Source organism: Vibrio sp. 03_296, assembly GCF_002265885.1.
Genome location: NZ_NPKW01000596.1, coordinates 1 through 627, shown reverse-complemented (window position 1 = coordinate 627; position 627 = coordinate 1). Strand labels below are relative to the sequence as shown.

The window sequence follows — 627 nt, the reverse complement described above, 5'->3', positions numbered from 1 at the left end:
TGCAGATTTAGGTGTGCACGATATGCGTTTACTTTCTTCCAGCAACAAAAAATACCATGCCCTTTGGCGGTTTTGGTCTGAACGTTGTTGAGTATGTGTGTGAATAACACCACTTCTAATAAACGCAGCGAAAATAACTGCTGCGTTTATTTTCTCCCCCTATTTGACTCATCTCTTCGCTGTAAGGCAGTATTTCGTGGCGAAATACCATTAGATATTGCTCACAAAATTGTGCTAGAATCCGGCGATTCTCACTTGATGAACATAGTTAAAGGAAGGCTTATGAAAGTGATCGAGGGTGGCTTCCCTGCGCCAAACGCAAAAATTGCTATCGTTATTTCTCGTTTCAACAGTTTTATTAACGAAAGTCTATTGTCTGGTGCCATCGACACTTTGAAGCGTCACGGTCAAGTCAGTGAAGACAACATCAACCGTTGTACGTTGTCCTGGTGCTGGTTGAACTACCTCTAGTGGCTCAGCGCGTAGCAAAAACAGGTAAGTTCGACGCGATTGTATCTCTTGGCTCAGTGATCCGTGGTGGTACACCACACTTCGACTATGTTTGTAGTGAAATGAATAAAGGTCTAGCACAAGCTGTCTCTTGAATTTAGTATTCCAGTGGCATTT

1 pseudogene is annotated in these 627 nt (G+C 42.9%); it reads left to right on the top strand.

Annotated elements, in window-relative coordinates:
- Window positions 1-282 precede the first annotated feature (282 nt).
- Window positions 283-627, top strand: a pseudogene (ribH, locus tag CIK04_RS26460) (6,7-dimethyl-8-ribityllumazine synthase); the annotation flags it as partial.